This is a genomic window from Legionella pneumophila subsp. fraseri (assembly GCF_000586315.1).
GTDB lineage: Bacteria > Pseudomonadota > Gammaproteobacteria > Legionellales > Legionellaceae > Legionella > Legionella pneumophila_B.
In genome coordinates this window covers 444243-465781 of record NZ_JFIM01000001.1, presented here as the reverse complement: position 1 = coordinate 465781, position 21539 = coordinate 444243, and the positions used below count along the sequence as shown (strand labels likewise).

Genomic DNA, 21539 nt, shown 5'->3' with positions numbered 1-21539 from the left:
AAAATACTGAAAATCCTGTTTTTTCAGCAGGATTCCATTCGTTGGAGTTTGAGAAGGGCAAGAAAGCTCAAAATACTTACCAAACTTAATAAGAACATAAACGTTTCTACTTGCTGAATCCCTATCATACTGGTAATAAAACTAAAGAAAGCTGAACAGTTAAATTGACAAAATAAAGTGATAGATAATGCAAGAGCCATTTGCTGAGGAAAAGGGCGAACGGCTGATGATGTTGCTGATGCAACAATAAAGCCTGTTCCAAAATAATAAATCATCATGGGCACTATAAAAGTCAAATATATATTTTCAGCAGAAAAGACAAATAACCACATCAAGGAGGCTGCGAAAATAAAGAAACGAACTCCTAATTTTGTTAATTGGGTGTTGTGATAATATTTTGCTATTAAGCCACAACAAGCGGTACCTAATAAATGCATAATTGCCATAGTGGTTTTGATTGTACCATACTGAGCGCTGGTAAAATTTTCTCCTTTGATAAGAATAAAAGAAGCGCTGGTATTGAACGCAGATTCTCCAGCCATCATCAAGGCAGAAATAAGGAGGTATGAAACAAAAAGAGGGTGGTTGAAAACCAGCATAATACTATGACCTAGTCGTGGGAAACTGACATCATGAGGTTTGGTTTCTTTTAAACCTCGACATAAAGGTAATAAAAGTAGGCCATAGGCAGCAATGATAAGAGAGGCAATTTGCCAATTCCAATAACTGTTTATCAAACCTCCAAAAAATGGAAGGAAGCAAATAAACAGCCCAGCGAGGGTGAATAACCAGGCAAAGTATTTTGTAGCATTTTGTTCATTATGAGTATCGTTAATCATTGCTCTACCCATTAGAAGGGTGGCACCTACGCTAATTCCCTGGAGAAATCGGCACACTAAGAAGATAAGGATAGAGTGGTTTAGAACAATCAGAAAATTGCTCAGAATAAATAACAACAATCCTCCAATGAAGATTGGTTTTCTCCCATAACGCTCGGAAAGAAGACCCCATAAAATCATGCTGAGTGCTTTCCCCAAAAGAAAAAGACTGATAGTTAGCTGAGCTGTATTGGGAGTTACTGAGAAGCAATCAACTAATGATGGTAAGGCTGGTGCAAGGAAATGTATATCCATATTTCCAAGAAACCAGGTTAATAACACCATAAGCAGAGCATTTTTTTTCATGATTTCACGTTAAAATAAGGTTTAGAAAAATCTGTCATTTGTCTAACATTCACCCGATCACACCCGTAAACAAAAATTACAAAAAGGCCATAAATTCCGGCAATTATCATAAAAATTGCAGGGTATGGTAGATAAAATGCAAAAATACCACCTAATAATAATCCAATTAGATTTCCCAGTTTTGCAAATGAATTGGCTAATCCCAAGGCATAACCGGGTAACAAATTACGATCACTACACAAAGCAAATAATGCAGGCAATAGTGCTGCTAGTACGATTCCCCACAAAATGCGTATAAGACCAAACAAATAGAAATTGTCCACATTGGCTTGAATTACCATGAGGGCGATACCCAATACACTATAGCGTATTAAATATTGATTAACCAAAGAAGGTTGACTTCGACAGTGGTCGAATTGCTTGCCACACCAGACCGAACTACATAGCATCCCAATTGATGGTAAAGAATAAAGAAAGCCAATTAATATCAGATTATTGGAACAATACTTATTGACATACAGGGTAAAACCAGGATCGGGTAAAAATTTGGCAATTTGGGTTAACATGATTAATACGCAAAGGAAGAAGAAAATGCTTTTTGAGGTGGGGGGATGATTTGATGTTTGTGATCGGTTCTTTATCTGGCGTTTTGTTGAAGAGGGTAATTTGTAGTGCATCGCTACAGTAGTGCCCAGGCATATCAATGTTGCCAAACCAAATAATCCTTGATAGTTAGTGAAGCTTAAAGCTAATCCTCCGAGAAACCCGGCTGTAGAAGTGGCAATTGCCTTGGAGGATTGCAAGCGAGATAACTGTGTGCTTTTGTTTTGCCATTCAGTAATGCTTAGGGCATAGGTTTGCATTGCAACAAGAAAACCTGCAAAAGCTCCTTGCAGTAATCGGATGATTAAAATCCAGAATACAGAATTTACAACAATCATACTGGCCTGGGTCAACACCAAGGCCCAGGATGCCCTCATTAACATGGGTTTGTAGCCATATCGATCAGCTGCCAAGCCCCAGATTGGGGTTAATAGAATGTTAGCCAGCATCGGTAGAATTAGACTCAGCATGTTATAAATCACGACCGATGGTACTGGTGTGTTGCTTTGGTGCGCGATCAATAGTGGTAGAAAGGGATTCGTCATTTCTAAGGCCAATATCATCAAAAACTGACCTGAGAGCATCATTTTTTGAACTGGTTTATTCATTATCTTGGCTCAATGGGTTGTCAAGACTAAAAAATACCAGGTTATCCTGATTTTGATTGAGTCTCATGCTCAGCAAACTTTTATGTTGCCAGGGAAGAGAGAATAAATGTTGTTGGAATTTTTGGTATATCAATGGATTAATTTCCTTTTTGAAATTTTGTAATAATTGATTTGCAATTTGTTTTAGCAGGATCCAAAGGTTTTTTTTATTCAAGTTATAGTTATCATGTAAACAATTAATGCAAAAAGTTAAGTTACTCAGTAAATTTCCATAAATGAAGGTATTAAAGAGATCACTCAATTCGTGGCATGAAATGGTAGAGTCTGAATGAAGATTAGGTTTGGGTGTTGTCTCATATAGCGAATTAAAACAGACCCTGATGCCGCCAAGATCTCGAATAACTAATCCAACAGGCCGATGAGACTGAAAAATGACTAAAGTGTTTTGTTGTTGGGCTTCCAACGCAACGCCATAGCTTAGTAATAAATGAAGCTGGCATTCGAGAATACATCGGCTGTATTCAATAAAATATAATTCAGGCTCCATGCCACTTGCTTCAATAATTTCAATGAATAAAGCACGTTGACTGACTGGAGAAAGAGCATAGAGAGCAGCTACAGGTACTAATGTTTGTGACGCATCGATCAATTCCAGTGGATTTTCACGTACTATCATAGCCAAATGCTTTTTATTTTGTGGAGAAATGGATGTGTGTGTGGTGTTAATCCCTGCTAAATCCCTGGCTAGAAATAGTGGCTTTTCAAAACTTTGATACTGAGTCAGTAATTGCCTAAGCCAACTGGAAAGAGGAGACGAATTGCTTACTGATGCAGGAGATACAGTGCGTAAAGCAGAAGTAGTATGGATTGCTGTAGCTAATTTTAAGTGTGGGCCTTTGTTATCTAAAGGCATCATCGTTCGGAACGACATGGAGGGTTTGGTTTTTTGAAAAGCCTCTGTTATTAATAATTGCTTTGAATTGATTAATACTGAGGCCAGTGTTTGTAATTTGTTATTCCATTGCCAGGGATGAACTGGAAGAGGCAAATACTGTTCGGGATCTAATTGTTGTTTTTGGACAGAATAATTCCACAATTGATATTCTTTAGCAAAATGTTGGGCAAACAATAAAGAATAGCTAGTCGCATCAATTGAAGTAAATGCCACGGAACGATGAATTGCCAGCCAGGGAATATCGACCTGCGCGTTAAATTCAGGAGAATATCGAATCACTTCTTCAGGAATAAACCCCATTTTTGCGCGGAAATTAGGATGATACGGGTGCCCTATGCAACCCCATTGCTCTAAAAAAGTCAGAATTTGTTGTTTATTATGCTGTTCTGATAACCATGACCATAAGCTGGAATAGTTTTTCGCTTGTTGTTTTAGTGATTGTTGCCAGCAATGATAGTAAGCAAGAGCTAAGGCCTGATTGTTAATACTTTCATCAAGTTCTTCTTTTAGAAGAAGCCAGCGATCAAATGTTTTTTCCAGTTTTTGCTTTTTCTGTTGATGATAAAGTAAATCAAGATAATCATGTATATGAAGGCTATTTATTTCCTTGTCTATTAATCCTTCACAAAGTGCCGCATGTCGCAATCGATCTAAACATTGCTGATGTGCAATGGATATGAAATGTTCCATTTCTGATTGTGAAATAAGAAGATCTTTTTCAAGTAATAAACTATGCAATGAATTATTTATTTTATAAGAATTATTTAAAACTGCTGCCATGATTATTTCCATGAATAAGTAAGAAACGACAACACTATAACTATAAATGATAATGATTATCATTTGCAATAATATATTGTGATTTATTTGCTTAAATAATAGAAAGATAGTTTTTATTTTTGATTGAGAGCCTGAATTTAAAAATTCAGTATGGTTTGTAATGCCAAATTATTCGTTTTTATATTACGGCCATTTACAAAATGGTTGATTCCTGAGGCTATGGCACTATTTCCATAACTATAGTCTCTGGAATACTGAAATTGAATACCAATATAAGGAAAAGGGGTCGCTGACAATCCCAGTCCCAGTCTTTGTTCCGGTATTCCAAGTGCCAGAGCTTGAAAAGTGTAGTCATAAAAACCAATGATTTTAAAAGAAAATTTTTTAATATTCACATCATAACTATTTTGTATACTTAATGCTTTTGGTATAGCTCTTCTATTGTTATAACTCATGTCTTCTAATGCAAAGGGGTTGATTGCAGTAACATAGGTAAGATAAGTGCTTATTTTTTGGTATTTTAAATTAAAATAGGTTGCAAATCCCGGAACCCTTGCTTTTAATGAGTATGATAAAAATCCGCCAAAACCTTTGTTGTATTGAAATAATTGACTTTCTGCTAATGAGTATAAATAACTGACTCCTGCATCAATTGTTTGATTATGTACTCCTGTATTCAGATTATAATAAAGCGGAAGTGATGATGTACTTATGCGAGAATAGGGTTTAAAAAAAGAAGCGTTAGCATAATACAAGGAATCGTATCCAATAATAGCGGTCACTTCGTTGGTTTGTCCCAAGGCTTTTGTAAGTGGTTTATAAATTAAATCACTTTTATAATTTCCAAATGTGAGCCATTTTTTTCCAAATGCAAGGAAAATATTTGAAGACTCTATTTGGAGTTCGTCATAAAATTGCTCAAAATAAAATTGAGGAGCCACTGGGGTAGGCAAGGTGTTATAAATTAGCAAGCCTTTCATTTTGTTCCAATCAGTCACCTGTAATTCAGACCCCATTTTGATATTGGATAGCTGCTGATTCAGCAAATATTTTTCACCTTGTATTGTTGAGTTGGCGGCATTAAAAAACAGATGTCCATCGTAGGTCAATTTTTCATTTTTAAATAAAGAGTCTCCAGCGTCTGCAAAAGCTAACCCGGTAACATTCAACATTAATATTCCTAAAATAATTCTTGTCCTAATGTAATTTCTTATATACAGCATTTGGTTTTATTTTAAATAAAAATGATAATCATTATCATTTAAAATAAAATAATATGGAACTTTTTTTAATAAAGATTTGCTGGGAATATTGCGTTATTAATATTGTTATCTGATTTTTGAATGTCTTGCCAAATAGTCTACATTTTTTGATTTGTTCAAGGTATGCTGAGTATGCTTTATGGATACTATTGTAAATCAGCGGCAAACAGATAATCGGTCATTTAAAATTCAAGTAACTATGGTAGATCGTATCCAATCATGGCATGACTCATTATTCTAAAAATAAATCCAGTTGTTGTGTGCAATTGGTGAATTCAAATCATGGGAATTTGGGAAGATAAATTATGGTGATTTATGAAGTAAACCTAACGATTGATCCGGAGATATTTTTACAATTTCAAGCATGGCTCAAAAAACATGTTGCGGAAATAATCCAATTTCCAGGATTTATGCAAGCCTACATTCTAAAGCAGGAAAAAGAAACAAAATCGGGTAAGGAAAAATTGACTGTTCAATACCAGCTGGACAATAGAGATAACCTGGCAAGGTATCTGGCTGAATTGGCGCCTAAGATGCGTGAGGAAGGTATTCATTTGTTTCAAGATAAGTTTTCTGCTGACAGACGAATCTTTGAGGTTCAGGATGTTATATTAAAGTAATTGTTGTTAAATTGTGCCAGTATTAACGCTTCACTTCCTGTAACTATAAAGTACCAAGCGTTAATACTAGCTATGTATTTTATGTACGCCCCTCTTGTACTCCTGCTGGAAGCCCTGTGATGCCTCCTGGACAGAACCTGATGGTATAGCTTGTGGAGTTAGGTTGCCCTGAAAGGTTATTAGTACAAGTAAATCCACTGGTTTTATCATCAAAAGGATAAATATAGGCAGAAGGGCATGCTTGTTTCATCCATTGTATCATTGGTTGTACAAAGGAATTCCACTGGGCATTGGTTTGTGGTTGCAACGCGCCAGGCTGAGTACAACTTTCTGTATTTGGGTTAGCTTGAATCGCTACATTGTTGGTTTGAGCAGGATTCCACCAGTCTGCGCACCCACAACATTGAGCAATGTCTGTAGAGGAATATGATGGGTAAGAATTATAACAGGTATTGTATCTTGGACCAGTAAATCCTGTGGGAACAGAGCAAAGCATCAAATTCGATAAGACAGCGCCGGAAGGATAAAAAGGCGTTGTAGAAGTAGGGAGGGGTTGATTGCATTTAAAATAACTTTGTACTGCAGCTGGGACATTACTTGAACCGCAAACTTGATCGGCTGACCAATATCCTAAGAAATTTCCACAAACCTGATTAAAATTGTTGTCTAATCCGCATAATGTCATCGCAGGGCAACCCGGATTCGCAGAGGTGATGGAACAGCTTTGACCAGCACCACCAGTTACCCAGTAAAATCCATTCCCTGGCACTTGATTAATGACTGGTACTGTGGCTGTATTCCAATTGCAAGCTCCAAAGCCATTGCCAGCAGTGTGCTGACCGGGTACTCCGCAATTATAATTATTTGGAGTAGCAACAATAGTCGTGACTCCTGATTGATAATAAATCGGTTGCATGGAAATCGGTATGTGAAAACCATTGATGACTTCTACATCATAACTGTCAGAGGTGGTTAAATTCATCGTAATTTCAGCCTGGGTGGCTGGCTGTGTGAAGCCAATACCTGGTGCGCAAGAGGTAGTACCACCATTATTACCGCAAGCTGCTTGTTGGCAGGTTACACCATTGCACAGAGTACTTGCTGAAATATTGCCACTCCATTGAATACTTGGATCAGCAGTGGTAACAGGAATAGTTACACTATTAGTATTAGCGCCAGGAGGGGCTGCTAATAAATATATACCATTAATTGGCGTTGGATTGGTCCAAAAGCATTTGTTCGTACTGGTGTTACAGCTTGTGCCAATTGGGCATGGTGTGCTTGGGCAGTTGGGTGAGCTACCTAATTGGCTTCCATTCAACGAAAACCACACATCAAAATCGCACTCATTGATTAAAGTCACAGTTCTTTCTGTCGGTAATGCAGCAAGTACTGTCCCGGAAGTGATGGCAGTCGCTGGTGCTTGAGGATTTCCTCCAAAAGAGTAGGGAACTGTTGCGGTTAGAACGTAAGTAAGTGGGGCAGCGGGGGGGATTGTTGCAGGGGGTGCCGTGAACGTAGCAGTCATTTGGCAGGCTGCATTGGTCAATGTTTGGGGGGTACAGCTATTGCTGACAGGAGTTACATTTGCCGAGCAATCATTACCACCCTCATCACAGGCTATTGAGCCAGGAGCTGTAATATCCACACTTCCACTGGCGGTGAATAAAAACTGGACTGTATACTGGTTGCCAGCAATCATCAATGGGGGAAGATAATTCGGAGGTACTAAAGTGCCCACGAGCGGAGCCGCTGGATTGACTATATTTGTGCTCGTTCTAGCTGTCACCGGGCTTCCCGATGGGCCTGCATAGGACAGACTTGCTATAACTTGTTGAACCGATGGACTTCCAGAGGTTACCGTGTATGTACCATCGACTTCACAAACTCCTCCGTTAGGAGGAAGTGTGTTATTGCACGTCGTAGTAAAATTCAGTGTACCTAATGATTGCGAGACATTAACTGATAAATTGGTAGCTGAAATAGCCCCGTTATTAGTAAATGTAAATTTATAACTGGAAGTGGAGCCTGGCGTTAATTGAGAGGGAAAGCCATCCATGACGAAGCTAACGATTGGACTCAAGGACTGTCCTGTACTTAAGGTGCTCGTTTGAGGTAAAGGAACTCTATCCTTGCTATATCCTGCAATAGTCAATTGAAGTGTTTTAAGACCGATTACAAGTGGGTTTAACGCCACAACGACAGTACAGGATTCTCCGGAATTTAATAACCGACCGGTACACTGATCATTAAAATTGAATTCCATGTTGGGGCTTGCCGATCGTTCTATAATCAAGGCCTTGGCTAATCGAAAAGGCAGCTGATTGGTAAAGGTATAAGTCACAGTATAAGTCTGACCAACGCTGCTTTGAGCAGGAAACACCCCGCTGACTCGCCAGCTTATGGGATCTTTTCCTGCGTAAGCCAACAAGGCAGATAACATAAGAATTGTGGTGATTATGATGCGAGTTGAGTATTTCATGATGGTCCTTTCACCCATTATTTTTATGAAGATTAAATCAGTCATCTTGGATAAATTACCGCTGGAAAGCCAAAGGTAATTTCTGGTTTCTCAATATTTGGAGTTTTAGCTTGTGCCTCATATTTGATTAACCATGAAACAAATAGGTAAAGCCTAATGTTCCTGCATTGCTTGTCAAATTTTTCGAGGACAATGTCTCTCTACTCCAGCTATCAGTACCATAACCAGAACGTATTTTTCCTAAATCGGAATATTCGTATCCCAAGGAAAGCAGCCATTGAGGCTTTATTTCCCAATCCAGACCAGCTCCCAGTTGGTAAGCAATCACAGTAGTCGTATGATTGGCAAAATTGGGGCTGATGCGCGGTGTGACATCGGGCAAGGCGCTTTCATAATATTGACTTCCTTTATTGGAGCTCACTCCAACGCCTCCTTGCACAAACGGCATTATGTTTTTCCAACTAATGACATTGGCTTTTGCGGAAGCTAAAACCAAATCAGATTTTACTTTCCATTGATAATTATAATTGCTGAATTCGGGTAAACTGTACTGAATTACCTGTCCATTAATGTCCATATTAAAGAAATGGGAATAGTATATTCCAACCGAAATCGCAGGGAGAATCATATTTGTAAATCGATAGCCTCCGCCAATACCTAAGACTAAGGAGGAATCGGAACTGTTTGTATAAATATCTTTATCAAAAGGGCTGGCAAAACCACTGTCATTATTTACGGTAAACTGATCATCCGGTGTTGTTTCTTGTCCTCCAATTTTAGCAGCTACATACCAACTTCCTTTCTTATCCACCATTTCTTTAGCTACTGAATGAGTTGAAAGAGGGCGAGAAGTTTCCTTAACAAGGATTTGCGGTTTTGACTTAATATTAAGTGCCTGCTTTGGTGATGAGTGATGGTTTATCAGAGCAAGATTTGAATTTTGTGAAAGTTTTATGCTGAGTAGATGCAGTTCTTGTGCATTGAGAGGTCCCACACGAACTGAGAAGGCATTACCTGAATGACTAATTATTACAGGGTATTGTGTTTTCGTTTGAGTTTTTTTTGCCAACTGCTGAGCATTGTTTTTATTGCTAAAAGCGCCTAACTGAAGAAAATAAATTCTTTTCGTACTTTTTCCGGTAATATATGCAGCGTTTTGTGTTCCATAAATTATCTGAGATGAAAAAGCATCGCTAATACAATGTAAATTCCATGTGATTATAAACAGAGGTGCCACATATCGTTTTATGTTAATCCTGAACAAAATAAAATCCGTATTATGAAATGTGATGGGTAACGATGCTACTATAATTTCTTTTTATGATGCAAGATGATTATCAAATATTATTTCTGAGTAGAGCCTGATTCGATTACAGTGCTTATTAAATTGTTTGAAGTGATAAAGGAAAAGCAGAATGGGAATTAGGATGGATTGTGGACTGCAAGTGTTTGCCCAATCAGAATGAAAATGGTGGCTATGGGTGGACTCGAACCACCGACCTCAGCATTATGAGTGCCGCGCTCTAACCGGCTGAGCTACATAGCCACAAGAGGTCGTGATTTTGTCTTTTTCATGTGTTTATGTCAAGACTGTTTCCTGAGTTTTTTATAATTAATTTATATTAAATTGAATTTTGATTATTTTTCAAAGTAGAGCAAGGTGTTTGGAGTGCAGTTGATTGCCATATCAAGAAAAAGGTGCTCCCAAGCAAAGGATAGTTTTGGAGAATAGTTGATAATCCGCACTAGCAAAATCAGGGGTTAAGCCCATCTCTGAGAGATGGGCTTAAAGAAAGAAGATTCGTTATTTCGTTATTAGGATAAGAGATTTAAATGATCAGCAGGTAGAGTGCTCCAGCTCCTCTCAATACCTGGACTAATAACTGTTTCTTTTTCTCGTGTGCAACGGTTTGTAACGATTTAATGTCTTTAATCGGTGTTTTATTAGCAGAAATGATAATATCCCCCGGTCTTAAGCCAGCTCGCCATCCTGCGCTGGTTTCCGAAGCTCCTACAACTTGAACGCCAACAACATTACCATGAGGCGGTGATTCTTGTTCAAAATTACGTAAGGCTAATCCGTAGAGAAATGGATTATTGGATTGTAATTTTTGTTCATGTTTTTTGATGTCAGTGACTTCTACATCTAATGTAAGCGGTTTATTATCCCGTAAGATTTTAATTTTAGCAGTAGAGCCGGCTCGCAGTAGGCTAATTGTTGTTTTTACCTGCGTTGCCTGGGTTATTTTTGTATCATTAATTTGTACAATGATGTCGCCTGACTTTAGACCAGCCAATTGGGCAGGTGAATTTTCATTGACCTGCGATACTAAAGCTCCTTGAAAATCTTCGGCGTATCCCATTGATTGGGCAAGTTCTGGTGTTAAATGCTGAACAAATATACCCATTAAACCGCGGTGAATAGAACCAAATTTAATGATTTGTTGCGCTACATCTTTTGCCATATTAATTGGGATAGCAAAACCAATACCTACATTCCCCCCATAGGGTGAAATAATGGCTGTATTAATGCCAATTAATTCGCCTTTTGCATTAACCAAGGCACCTCCTGAATTACCAGGGTTAATTGCTGCATCAGTTTGGATAAAGTTTTCAACGCCTTCAATATTTAAATCACTGCGTTTTAAGGCGCTAACTATTCCAAACGTAGCAGATTGACTATTTCCAAAGCTGTTTAATCCAAAGGGGTTTCCAATAGCAACAACATAATCTCCGACTTCCAGTTTATCAGAATCGCCAATTACCAAGGATTTCAAATTTTTAGCATCAATTTTTAAAACAGCTAAGTCCGTTTCGCTATCACCCCCAATCAGACGAGCTTTCAATCTCCTGCCATCTTGAAGGGTTACAGTAATTAAATTGGCGTTACGTATAACATGGTCATTCGTTATAATGATACCATTTTTAGGATCAATGATAACACCCGACCCAATGCTTTCAAATTTTCTGCCTTTTTCAGGTATTCTCGAAGGTTGTTTGTTGTTTTCCCCGTCATCATCGTCTGAGTTTCCAGATGATGCCACATTATTAGGCAAGTACCCTTGAACGGCCACATTAACAATCGCTGGCATCGCATTTTTTAGAACAGGGGCCAAACTTGGCATATTTGCAACATCCTGTGCCGCATCGGCTATAGGGATGAAAAATACAAGCAGACTTGCTATGAATAATCTTATACGTGTAATCATATTATTAATCCTGATTTTACTCATTAATCCAGATGAAAGTGCCTATTCTACCTGTTTGTGATTCTCTGCGATAGGAATAGAACTCATTTTTTAACTCAAAAGTACACAAATTTGACTGAAACACCGATTTTACCCCTTCCAAATTAAGAATTATTTCAGCAATTTGGGGTAAATCAGCTAACCATTTGCTATGAACAGGCTCAAACGCATTCCTGGTTAAGGAGTATTTATTGGTAAAAGACAGGTAAACTTCTTCACCCACTTCATAACATTTTTTACAGATAGCAGGGCCTATCCAGGCAATTATATCTGTCCTACTGCTATTCAGCTTCTTTAGCGTATTTTCAATAATACCATTATACAGTCCTTTCCATCCAGCATGAATGGCGGCAATTTCAGTTCCATGTCGATTGCATAGCAATATGGGTAGACAATCTGCTGTCATAATGACTAAAGGGAGCTTAGGTAAACGAGTAATTGCAGCATCAGCATCTCTGGTTTTTTCAATCTCTGCCGTGATGCATTTTGTGCTATGCGTTTGTTCCAGCCATACAGGTTCTGCAGGCAGATCAATAAGTTCAATGAGTTGTTGTCTGTTTTTAAGTACATGCTGTTCATTATCACCAACATGCAACCCAAGATTATTGCTTGCATAGGGATCTTCACTGAAGCCATACATGCGTGTAGTGCTCAAAGCGGTAATATTTTTAGGGGCTGGCCAATTGGCAAATCTATTTTTCATCATGTTGATCCAGAGTGTTTAACAAGAGTTTGAAGTCATCGGGTAATAATGCATTCAGTGTTATCTCTGTATTTTTTACAGGATGACAAAATGAAATGGAACAGGCATGAAGCGCTTGTCTTTTAAATTGTTTTAATACCGAGAGCATTGCCTCATCAGCATTAGGAGGAAACTTCATTCTTCCTCCATACAGTTGATCGCCTACAACCGGGTGGTTAATATGGTTCATATGCACTCTGATCTGATGAGTGCGCCCTGTCATTAAGCTGACATTCAGTAAAGTAAAGCCATTGTAACGTTTATTGATATGATAATGGGTAATAGCTTGACGCCCGAAGTCAGTTACAGCCATTTTTAATCTATTTTTGGGATGCCTGCCAAATCCCGTATCTATTGTTCCACCGGAAATGACATAACCATGAACTAATGTCAGATAGTGACGTTTAATTTCGCGATTTTGCATTTGCCTGATGAGAGAAGTATGGCTAATCAGGTTTTTAGCTACAATCAGCAGGCCAGTAGTATCTTTATCCAATCTATGAATAATTCCCGCACGAGGAAGTAGTTGCAGTTCGGGACAATGATGAAGCAGCGCATTAACCAGTGTATGTGCCTTATTTCCAGCACCCGGGTGTACTACTAGACCGGCTGGTTTGTTAACAACAATGACTTCACTGTCTTCATAGATTATCTGAATTGGAATGTTCTCAGGTTTACAAAAGTTAAAATCTGTATTAACTATGGTATGGTTAACATTAATCGTAATTAAATCACCGCCCAGCGCTTTATCTTTGGGTTTGCAAGGCAGATTATTAAGGGTAACAGCACCTGTTTTAATCCAGTTACTGATAAGAGAGCGCGAATACTCAGGAAGTAGCCTAGCAATCACACTATCTACTCGTTGGTTATGTAATTCGCGAGGTACTGATAATTGTTGTTGGATATGCTCAATCATTAGGCTGGCTGCATCTCCTTTTCAAGCAGTCTTCCTCGCAATGAATTAGGTAGTGCATCACTAATTTGGACATCTATAAATTGTCCAATTAAATGAGATGGGCCGTCAAAGTTAACCACACGGTTGCATTCAGTACGGCCGGATAATTGCTGTGAACTTTTCTTGGAAAATCCTGTAACCAGAATTTTTTGTGTACTACCTATCATTGATTCACTATAACGAGCGGCATTCATTAATAATCTGTTTTGCAAAATCTGTAAACGTTGCTTTTTTACCTCCATAGGCGTGTCATCAGGCAAATTTGCTGCAGGAGTTCCTGGCCTTGGGCTGTATATAAAACTGAAAGAGGTATCAAACCCTATTTCGTGTACCAGATCCATGGTGTCTTGGAAGTCTTTATCTGTTTCTCCAGGGAAACCCACAATAATGTCAGTAGATAAGCGAATGTCTGGTCGAATTTTCCTTAGTTTACGAATTTTGGATTTAAATTCCAAGGCAGTATAACCACGCTTCATTAAAGATAAAATGCGATCAGAGCCACTTTGCACCGGAAGATGTAGATGATTGGCAAGCTCAGGAACCTCGGCATAGGCATTGATGAGATTTTCTGAAAATGCCAAAGGATGTGAGGTTGTGAAACGTATTCTGCCTATTCCATCGATAGCAGCAATATAATGAATTAACAAGGCGAGATCGGCTATATCCCCGTTATCCATAGTGCCTCTATAATCGTTCACATTTTGACCTAGTAAATTAATCTCTCTGACGCCTTGAGTAGCCAATTGATAGCATTCTGCCAATACATCATCAAATGGTCTGCTGATTTCTTCGCCGCGCGTGTAAGGCACTACACAGAAGCTGCAATATTTACTACAGCCTTCCATTATAGATACAAAAGCTGTAGGGCCTTCTGCTCTTGGTGCGGGTAAATGATCAAATTTCTCTATTTCAGGGAAGCTGATATCAACAACGGACTTATTTTTTTCAAGTCTTTCATCGAGCAGGGCAGGGAGTCTGTGCAATGTTTGTGGTCCAAATACGATATCAACAAACGGTGCTCTTTTTATGATATCTGAACCTTCCTGACTTGCTACACATCCTCCCACTCCAATGAGTACATGAGGATTTTTAGCTTTATATTCCCGCCATTGACCCAGTTGAGAAAAAACTTTTTCTTGAGCTTTTTCTCGAATTGAGCATGTGTTTAATAAAATAACATCGGCATCTTCGACTTGATCAGTTTTGACCAAACCGTGGGAAGCATAAAGTACTTCTGCCATTTTAGAAGAATCGTATTCATTCATTTGGCAGCCATTTGTTTTAATGTATAATTTCTTAACCATTTTCGTTCTACAAGTTGAAATTGCGGTATTATTTCATTAATTGACGCTTTGGCAATAGGTTTCTTTGATTTTTGGCAATATCAGCAGCGCAACTAACATACCTATTGGAAGAATTGACAAAGCTGTGTAGTAAGCCTCTAAAGGATAAACTCTTACAGTCCCCATCATTTGGCCTTGCCACATTTTATCGAGAATATAGCCAATCAGGGGTTGCGCCAATGCTATTCCAACCATATTCATCATATTCATGAAACTAAGTCCTGTGGCCACATATTTTTTATTACATAATTCTTTGGCTACTGAGAAAGCTGGCAAAAAGCCCGCAGAAAAGATACCAAAGGCAAACAGCAGAAGTTCCATAGTAATTGAAGAAGTGATGGGGGCAAAAATAAAGAGTAAAGAACAAATCATTGCCCCTACACATCCAATATACATAGGCGGCTTACGTAATCCAATACGGTTTGAAAATAGACCCCATAAAGGACTGGCTATTGCCCAACCCACAAATACCAATGAGATAAAATTAGCTGCTGTAGATTTTGCTATTAGCATTTTATTCATCAGGAAAGGAACCCCCCAAAGCCCGCAAAATACGGGTGTTGCCATGTACATTAGCCCACCATAGGTAGCAACCAGCCAAAGTTGTTTATTCTTTATCAGTGTGAGTAGACTGGGGATTAAACGTTCTTCCTCGACAGGATGTTGATGGATAGCGGGAGAAAAATTCTTGGGAGTATCTCTGGCAATTAGGATGAGCAAAGTTGCTAAAAGAAGCCCTACACTGCCCATGATAATCATGCTTTCACGCCAGCCAAAATTATCAATTAGAAGAGCCAAAGGTGTTTCTCCGCCTATTGCACCCATCATCCCTATGGTGACCATTAAACCTGTCAATAATGCGAATTTTTGGGCTGGAAACCAGTTGGCTGCCAATTTCATGGTGCCAACCGCAGCAAATGCAGAACCAAATCCAATCATCAGCCTTGCGACACAGGCCATGAAGAAATTATCAGTCATGCCAAAGGCAATAGTACTCACGGCACAAACTACTGTGGCAAGAGTTAATAAACGTTGTGGGCCAAAATAATCCATTAGAACGCCACCAGGAAGCTGCATGGCAGCATAAGAGTAGAAATAAATGCCCGACAGAATACCTAAAGTATGACTGGTTACCGAGAAATCTCTCATGAGTTCATTACTCATTACGCTTGGGGATACCTGCAATAAACATTCATAAAAATAGAATAAGCAACCCAAGCCCCACACCATCCAGGGCATAATTAAGCTGACACTTGCTTTATTGAGCGATTCGGATTGTACATTGTAATGAGCCATTATTTAAAAGTTCTCCAAATTTATCCAATCATTAGATTCTATGAAAGTTATTAGTCAAAAAAGAGGATATAGATGGTATTTCCATATATTCTAATCTTTGATTAAAAATGTACTTATTTTATTCACAAAGTGAATTTATACGTTAACACACCTCATGGCAAAATTCACTAAATAAAATATTATAAAATATTATCAGGTTGGCCACTATTTGTCTATCAGGATGGAGTTTTTTGATTGTGTTTTCAATATATTATTGCAGATTATCTGGATTGTCTTGAGTATCTGGCGCATCAAGGATTACTCGTGTTCCTCTCATTCCCCCACCTGGGAGGTCGATGAATTCTTCATTTAACCAACGTGCGTCTTCAATAAACATGCGAACACAACCGTGGCTAGCCCTATATCCTGGAACTTCATAACTTCCATGCAAGGCATAACCTCTGAAAAAATGCATACAATAAGGCATCAGAGCACCACCATGTTCACCATTTGCTCTTCTTGGGAAAACAGTAGAAACACAATCAATATCTTGCTTGCGAATAATGCGAAATGAGCCTGTAGGTGTAGAACAGCCTCCTATTACTTTGCATTTGCCAACGCCTGATGATATTGGTCCCCACCAAAGCAATTCACCATCTTCATCATAGGCACCCCATGCCAATTTTTTTTGACTGACATAGATTGTTTTTTCACCACTTGGTTCAATATATCTTGGAAAGGGTGAGACGTCATAGATAGTTAAGCGCTCTATATTTTTGGGAACAGCAATAATCATACCGGGTTTGAGCCGAATATTCATACGATTAATTCGTCTCACAATATCTTGCTCTTCGATGTTAGGGAAAAGTCTATCCCAAGTATCACCGTTTTTTATTTTCATGCAAAAATATTCAGGCAAATTGCAAAGAGTCTCTCCATATCGTTTTTGTGCCTGTACTGATTGCATGCTAAACAAGAGACAAATTATAAATGCCAGTGATGATTTAAATGTATTCATAATGAAATTAATTTATTCATCCTAACCTGTTTGGCGGCATTTAATGGAAAAACTTTATATTCCAACTCGATAAATCTTTACAAATTTGCCAAGATTATAATCCTGTTTTTTGTTCCTAAAGTGTACAAAATTTCATACAGGAATTCTAAATAGCTCCTCATATCTTATTGATATTTAGAAGTCTAAAACTATTTAAATTGGGAGGATGAGAATAGATGTCACAGGGGCAATCATTTTCTTATTATCAGCCAAGTCAAGAAAGCTCTTATTTTTGTTGCTATCAAGTTGTAAAAAGCAAACGCTAAATTATGAAGGCGCATTTCAAATATTAAAGTTCTTTATCAGTATTGGAATTAATTGATTGCCAGGCTTGATGCACTTCAGCTAATAACATATTAGACTGAGCTAATAAATCTTCATCATTTTTTAAATTGGCTTTTAAAAGGATTTGTTGAATATAATCATATAACTGAAGTAAATTTTCGGCAATCTCACCACCTTTATCATGATTGAGACTCATTTTTAAACCTTCAATGATACTAATGGCCTTGCCAATGTGTTCTCCTTTTTCTTTAATTTGGTTACGCTGTATATTACCCTGAGCAGTGGCAATGTGTGATCTGGCTCCTTGAAGTAACAAATCTATAAGCTCATGTGGGGAGGCCGTTTCTATTCGAGTTTGTAGCTCTATGGCTTTGTATTGGCTGGAAATTTGTGAATATAGGTTTTTCATTCTCATTACCTCCTATTATTTCAATTTTAATTGGGGTAAATTGGCTAATTGTTGGGATAGAAAAACACTAGTGTTTTGTAGCTGGCTTAGCAAAGTGTCCAGAGCAGTGAATTGTTTTAAGTAGCGAGTTTCAATTGATTTACGTCTGATATCGATTTCATTCTGTATTTTAGTCAGCTGTTTAATCTGATTGTTGAGTTGGTCTTTTCTTTGGTTCAAGTCGCCTTTCGTTTCAATATAAGTATCTAGCAAAGAACTCAACTGGACTGCAATACCATCTGTAACAGTTATTTGTCCACGGGCTCCGGCAGATCCTGAAAATACGTTAATAGACAGGCCACTCAAATAGCCACTTCCTGTCAATGTAATACCATCAGATGATGTGGCCGGTAAACCTCCTATTGTTCCAGACATACTGACTCCAGGAGTGAATTCAGTTAATATCACATCATAGGTACCTGATTTTACAGTTGAATTAATCGATTTGATGTTTATGCCAGTATCATTAACTTTCGCAGTTTTTGCGAATAATGCGCCTATTTCTTTATAGTGATTATCGAGTACAGATTTAAACTTGTCTTGCTTGATTTCAAGTAACCCTTGCTTATTGGTGATTATTCCCAAATCGGCCAATGAGCGGATTGGGCCGTCTTGTTTAGCTAAAGGGGTAGTTGCCCACTTGTTTAAATTGAGTTTTAAATTGCGGAACTGCGGGTCGCCCTGAAATACTCCTCCTTGTTTGGTTTCACTGTTATAACCAGTTAAGTTAGTTAAAAACGTCATGGTATCATTGTATTGCTTTATGAATTCGTTGATTAAGCCTGTGAGTTGATCTTTGTTATCATCAATAGTTAAGGTAACAACTTTCCCAATCTCTGCTTTTTTTAAATCAATGGTGACTCCCGTTATTGCCTCATTCAATTGATTGGAACTTTGAACCAAAGTTAATCCATTAATTTTAACAGTACTGTTTTGTGCCGCTACTGTTTCAGTTAATGAATTCACTCCCATGGTAGGATCATAATTTAATGAGGCAACTCCGCCACTAATTCTCATGGCATAGTTTTCACCAGTTTGTGAAGAAGTAATGGTTAGTCTGGAACCAAGGCTATCTTGAACTATGCTGGCTGTTATTCCTGAGTTAGTATTATTAATGGCATCTCGTACCGCAACAAGGCTATCATTTCCAGGAGCAATGGTTATGTTGACTGAAGTAGCTGAAGGGTTAGGTGTAAAAGTGGTTTTGTCGCTGTTATAGGTTCCAAAATCTATTGTTATTGTTCCGCTTCCGGTATTCGTCATGTAAGAACTTGCCAGGCTGTGTTGCTGTGCCAGTTTTTGTGTTTCAATTTGATAAGTACTTTTAGTTGCGCCAGCCCCCAGAGTAACGGAAAAATAATTCGGATCACTAATGGTCGATTTCATAGTGTAAAGTTGACTGAGATTAGAAAGCTTGGTTAACGAAGCTTGTAAGTTAGTTAAATAATTTTTTAATTGACCGAGTGCTGACAACTCTGTATTGACACTATTTAACTGTTTATCATGACGCACTTGCGATGGAGTTATTTCTGCGGTAACTATCGCATCGACCAGGGTTTTTACATCAAGCCCTGACCCTACGCCTGGTGAAGAGAGTTCCATAGAGTATCCCTTTTCTATGTTGTTATTATTCTAGTGAAATTTTAATAAATATTTCAAATTATTAAACGTGCTTATCTATAGAACCACTAATAATATCATCAAGCAAGCTTAGTAATTGCAAATACTCATCAGAAGGCATTTTACGCAATACTTTATCTGATATTTTCTCCGTTATTATAGTTTGAAGCAAACCCGTTGCCTTATCCAGTGCCTGTTTTGTTTCGGCATCCAAAGCGGAATCATAAACCATACTTTTGATTTCTGGCTTAGAGGCTTCCTCAACTATCTTTATCTGATCTGTTTGAGCCGCCTTATTGACTGATGGTACAGGTTCAATACTCATTTTTCATACTCCTTCTTATACCCATCAACCGGGGTATAAAGAAATCGAAGTGCAGTTGTTGCTGCACTTCGATTGCGACATCCTATCGACCTAACAACGATAATACAGATTGTGGTAAGCTATTAGCTTGTGCCAACATTGCTGTACCTGCTTGTTGCAGGATTTGGTTTTTGGTTAAACTAGCCATTTCAGCAGCGTAATCAGCATCTTGAATACGGCTTCTTGCAGCTGATAAGTTGTCTGAAACGTTTTGCAGGTTGGCTATAGTAGATTCAAAACGGTTTTGCAAAGCACCCATATTAGCCCGATTAGAGTTTACGCTATTGAGTGCTGCATCAATTCTCTTAATCGCTGTTTGAGCGCCAGCCACTGTACTTACATCCAGTGAATCTACACCTACTGTATCTTTAGAGATATTGGCACTTAAGCCAACGTTGGCGACAGTACCACCGATCGCGATAGTATCAACGGCACTGATTGATAAAGTACCGCGCAGCGCGCCATCAAATGCACCGCCAGTTACGGTTAAACCGTCAGTACCAGCGGTAAAACCTGTACCGCTTTCTGTGACTGTAATGTTTCTACCGTCGGCAGCAGTGAGTGTCATATTACCACCGTTAAGTGACGCAATGACCCCAGTTTGGTTACTGACGCCATTGATGGCATCTCGAAGATCGGAGTTAGTCAATGCTGTTGCTACGTTAAGGTTAGTGTATATAGCAACACCGTTAATGGTTAAGTTATAAGTATCACCCGCAGTTCCGCCGATTGCGCCAACTGCTTGTGTGCCACTGGTAGATGCCGTAACTGATAGTCCTCCGATTCCAGCATCGTTGATAGCGGCTGCTTTGGCATAGGCAGATGTAGCATCTTGCCCGTTTAGCGCCCCGGTAAAATTGGCAGAAGAGTTAATACTGGTGGCTGCACCTCCTCCAATTGCAATAGTAATATCTGTTGCTGCTGCACCAGCAACTTCTGTTCCTGTAGCTGTGGCAATACCTCCAATAGAAGAAGCTTTTATGCTGCCGATACTGAAGTTGATTGTTTGGTTTGAATTTGCTCCAACCTGGAAGCTTGCGCCAGAGAAAGAACCGTCAAGAATTCTTTGGCCATTGAATTCAGTATTTTGGGCAATACGTTCTAACTCACTTTTTAATTGTGAAATTTCGCTTTGGATTGAAGTGCGATCAGACGAGTTATTGGTTGAGTTGGCAGCTTGAACGGAAAGCTCACGCATACGTTGTAAAATATTGGTTGTTTCCTGCATCGCTCCTTCAGCAACCTGAGCCAGAGAGATACCATCGTTGGCATTTCTAACTGCTTGATTCATCCCGCGAATTTGTGCAGTCATTCGTTGAGAAATGGCGAGTCCCGCAGCATCATCTTTGGCACTGTTAATTCTTAATCCCGATGACAAACGTTGGATTGATGTTTGCATCATGTTGCCCGAAACACCCAAATTGCGTTGGGCTGTAAGCGAAGCCACATTCGTATTGATTACTTGAGCCATAATTTTAGTCTCCTCAGACCTGAATCCCTGGTATGGGACATTTGTAATTCAGTAAATTCGATTTATTATTGTGAATTTACTGTACCCGATTTAGTTATCGGAAATAGTAAGAAAAACTTTAGAGCCGAATGTGTTTTTTTGAAAAATTGCAAAAAATTATTGAATAAAATGATGGTGTTAAATAAATAGAAAGATCGATAGCACTATAAACAATGTCTCTAAAATCATTCAGATAAA

Annotated in this window: 17 protein-coding genes and 1 tRNA gene; 1 reads left to right on the top strand and 17 read right to left on the bottom strand. The window is 38.6% G+C overall.

The window, feature by feature from the left end; translation table 11 throughout:
• Positions 1–23: 23 nt before the first annotated feature.
• The 4 genes from lbtC to lbtU form a co-directional block, all read right to left on the bottom strand.
• Positions 24–1184: a legiobactin import MFS transporter LbtC gene (gene lbtC, locus CC34_RS0102070; protein ID WP_028378319.1), complete on the bottom strand. Its 1161-nt coding sequence runs from the start codon at positions 1182–1184 to the stop codon at positions 24–26.
• Positions 1181–2395 (bottom strand): MFS transporter, encoded by a 1215-nt coding sequence (locus tag CC34_RS0102065; protein ID WP_027226839.1) that lies wholly within the window; start codon positions 2393–2395, stop codon positions 1181–1183. Before CC34_RS0102065 ends, lbtC begins: the two co-directional genes overlap by 4 nt.
• Positions 2388–4130 (bottom strand): siderophore legiobactin biosynthesis protein LbtA, encoded by a 1743-nt coding sequence (gene lbtA / locus CC34_RS0102060; RefSeq protein ID WP_028378320.1) that lies wholly within the window; start codon positions 4128–4130, stop codon positions 2388–2390. Before lbtA ends, CC34_RS0102065 begins: the two co-directional genes overlap by 8 nt.
• 137 nt (positions 4131–4267) lie before the next feature.
• Positions 4268–5353, bottom strand: coding sequence for a siderophore legiobactin import outer membrane protein LbtU (gene lbtU, locus CC34_RS0102055; protein WP_080271957.1), 1086 nt, complete (start codon positions 5351–5353; stop codon positions 4268–4270).
• A gap of 344 nt (positions 5354–5697) precedes the next feature.
• Between lbtU and CC34_RS0102050 the strand changes: the two genes are divergently transcribed.
• Positions 5698–6012, top strand: coding sequence for a DUF4286 family protein (locus CC34_RS0102050; protein WP_027226842.1), 315 nt, complete (start codon positions 5698–5700; stop codon positions 6010–6012).
• A 79-nt stretch (positions 6013–6091) separates the two neighbouring features.
• On the opposite strand, the gene legT is transcribed toward CC34_RS0102050, so the two are convergent.
• The 13 genes from legT to CC34_RS0101985 form a co-directional block, all read right to left on the bottom strand.
• Positions 6092–8539, bottom strand: a complete 2448-nt coding sequence (gene legT / locus CC34_RS0102045; protein WP_080274058.1) for a Dot/Icm T4SS effector LegT — start codon at positions 8537–8539, stop codon at positions 6092–6094.
• A gap of 82 nt (positions 8540–8621) precedes the next feature.
• Positions 8622–9758 carry an SPOR domain-containing protein gene (locus CC34_RS0102040; RefSeq protein ID WP_028378523.1) on the bottom strand — a complete coding sequence of 379 codons (1137 nt, stop codon included), beginning with the start codon at positions 9756–9758 and terminating at the stop codon, positions 8622–8624.
• Between the two features lie 205 nt (positions 9759–9963).
• Positions 9964–10040: transfer RNA gene (locus tag CC34_RS0102035), tRNA-Met, on the bottom strand.
• Positions 10041–10323: 283 nt separating this feature from the next.
• Positions 10324–11703 (bottom strand): Do family serine endopeptidase, encoded by a 1380-nt coding sequence (locus CC34_RS0102030; RefSeq protein WP_028378524.1) that lies wholly within the window; start codon positions 11701–11703, stop codon positions 10324–10326.
• Positions 11704–11719: 16 nt separating this feature from the next.
• Entirely contained in the window at positions 11720–12445 is a 726-nt protein-coding gene (gene pgeF / locus CC34_RS0102025) for a peptidoglycan editing factor PgeF (RefSeq protein WP_027226845.1), read from the bottom strand.
• Positions 12435–13400, bottom strand: a complete 966-nt coding sequence (rluD, locus tag CC34_RS0102020) for a 23S rRNA pseudouridine(1911/1915/1917) synthase RluD (protein WP_027226846.1) — start codon at positions 13398–13400, stop codon at positions 12435–12437. The genes pgeF and rluD overlap by 11 nt, the downstream gene beginning before the upstream one ends.
• Entirely contained in the window at positions 13400–14743 is a 1344-nt protein-coding gene (gene miaB / locus CC34_RS0102015) for a tRNA (N6-isopentenyl adenosine(37)-C2)-methylthiotransferase MiaB (RefSeq protein WP_027226847.1), read from the bottom strand. Before miaB ends, rluD begins: the two co-directional genes overlap by 1 nt.
• A 36-nt stretch (positions 14744–14779) precedes the next feature.
• The gene (locus tag CC34_RS0102010; protein WP_027226848.1) at positions 14780–16078 is read right to left on the bottom strand and encodes an MFS transporter; all 1299 of its coding nucleotides are present in this window, start codon (positions 16076–16078) and stop codon (positions 14780–14782) included.
• Positions 16079–16328: 250 nt separating this feature from the next.
• Entirely contained in the window at positions 16329–17075 is a 747-nt protein-coding gene (locus CC34_RS0102005; RefSeq protein WP_027226849.1) for a L,D-transpeptidase, read from the bottom strand.
• 328 nt (positions 17076–17403) lie between these two features.
• A complete protein-coding gene (fliS, locus tag CC34_RS0102000; RefSeq protein WP_027226850.1) occupies positions 17404–17814 on the bottom strand; it encodes a flagellar export chaperone FliS in 411 nt (136 codons plus the stop codon).
• 9 nt (positions 17815–17823) lie between these two features.
• Complete coding sequence (gene fliD, locus CC34_RS0101995; protein ID WP_028378525.1) at positions 17824–19449, bottom strand: flagellar filament capping protein FliD; 1626 nt, start codon at positions 19447–19449, stop codon at positions 17824–17826.
• A 61-nt stretch (positions 19450–19510) separates the two neighbouring features.
• Positions 19511–19792 (bottom strand): hypothetical protein, encoded by a 282-nt coding sequence (locus tag CC34_RS0101990; protein ID WP_027226852.1) that lies wholly within the window; start codon positions 19790–19792, stop codon positions 19511–19513.
• A gap of 82 nt (positions 19793–19874) precedes the next feature.
• Entirely contained in the window at positions 19875–21302 is a 1428-nt protein-coding gene (locus tag CC34_RS0101985; RefSeq protein ID WP_027226853.1) for a flagellin N-terminal helical domain-containing protein, read from the bottom strand.
• Positions 21303–21539: the final 237 nt, after the last annotated feature.